Consider the following 1759-nt stretch of genomic DNA (forward strand, 5'->3'; position numbering starts at 1 on the left):
GCTCTTTAACAATTTATCAGACAATCTGTGTGGGCACTCGCAGGATTGATATCAACGTCTCCGGACGTAAAAAATATCAAGTCTCACGAGTGAACACATAATGAAATTCATTATGACGTTTTACAGATGAGCATCGCTGAACTTGTTTCAGCAAATCAAACTTAAATTGAAGAGTTTGATCATGGCTCAGATTGAACGCTGGCGGCAGGCCTAACACATGCAAGTCGAACGGTAGCACAGAGGAGCTTGCTCCTTGGGTGACGAGTGGCGGACGGGTGAGTAATGTCTGGGAAACTGCCCGATGGAGGGGGATAACTACTGGAAACGGTAGCTAATACCGCATAACGTCTTCGGACCAAAGTGGGGGACCTTCGGGCCTCACACCATCGGATGTGCCCAGATGGGATTAGCTAGTAGGTGGGGTAATGGCTCACCTAGGCGACGATCCCTAGCTGGTCTGAGAGGATGACCAGCCACACTGGAACTGAGACACGGTCCAGACTCCTACGGGAGGCAGCAGTGGGGAATATTGCACAATGGGCGCAAGCCTGATGCAGCCATGCCGCGTGTATGAAGAAGGCCTTCGGGTTGTAAAGTACTTTCAGTGGGGAGGAAGGCGATGTGGTTAATAACCGCATCGATTGACGTTACCCGCAGAAGAAGCACCGGCTAACTCCGTGCCAGCAGCCGCGGTAATACGGAGGGTGCAAGCGTTAATCGGAATTACTGGGCGTAAAGCGCACGCAGGCGGTCTGTCAAGTCGGATGTGAAATCCCCGGGCTCAACCTGGGAACTGCATTCGAAACTGGCAGGCTAGAGTCTTGTAGAGGGGGGTAGAATTCCAGGTGTAGCGGTGAAATGCGTAGAGATCTGGAGGAATACCGGTGGCGAAGGCGGCCCCCTGGACAAAGACTGACGCTCAGGTGCGAAAGCGTGGGGAGCAAACAGGATTAGATACCCTGGTAGTCCACGCCGTAAACGATGTCGACTTGGAGGTTGTTCCCTTGAGGAGTGGCTTCCGGAGCTAACGCGTTAAGTCGACCGCCTGGGGAGTACGGCCGCAAGGTTAAAACTCAAATGAATTGACGGGGGCCCGCACAAGCGGTGGAGCATGTGGTTTAATTCGATGCAACGCGAAGAACCTTACCTACTCTTGACATCCACGGAATTCGGCAGAGATGCCTTAGTGCCTTCGGGAACCGTGAGACAGGTGCTGCATGGCTGTCGTCAGCTCGTGTTGTGAAATGTTGGGTTAAGTCCCGCAACGAGCGCAACCCTTATCCTTTGTTGCCAGCGGTTCGGCCGGGAACTCAAAGGAGACTGCCAGTGATAAACTGGAGGAAGGTGGGGATGACGTCAAGTCATCATGGCCCTTACGAGTAGGGCTACACACGTGCTACAATGGCGCATACAAAGAGAAGCGACCTCGCGAGAGCAAGCGGACCTCATAAAGTGCGTCGTAGTCCGGATCGGAGTCTGCAACTCGACTCCGTGAAGTCGGAATCGCTAGTAATCGTAGATCAGAATGCTACGGTGAATACGTTCCCGGGCCTTGTACACACCGCCCGTCACACCATGGGAGTGGGTTGCAAAAGAAGTAGGTAGCTTAACCTTCGGGAGGGCGCTTACCACTTTGTGATTCATGACTGGGGTGAAGTCGTAACAAGGTAACCGTAGGGGAACCTGCGGTTGGATCACCTCCTTACCTGAAGATACCTTCCCGCGCAGTGCTCACACAGATTGTCTGATAGAAAAGTAA

Annotated in this window: 1 rRNA gene; it reads left to right on the forward strand. The window is 53.0% G+C overall.

Going from position 1 to position 1759, the window contains the following annotated elements:
* Nucleotides 1-163: 163 nt before the first annotated feature.
* Nucleotides 164-1705 (forward strand): 16S ribosomal RNA (locus HA51_RS26750).
* Nucleotides 1706-1759 lie beyond the last annotated feature (54 nt).

It is taken from the genome of Pantoea rwandensis (assembly GCF_002095475.1).
Classification (GTDB): Bacteria; Pseudomonadota; Gammaproteobacteria; order Enterobacterales; family Enterobacteriaceae; genus Pantoea; species Pantoea rwandensis.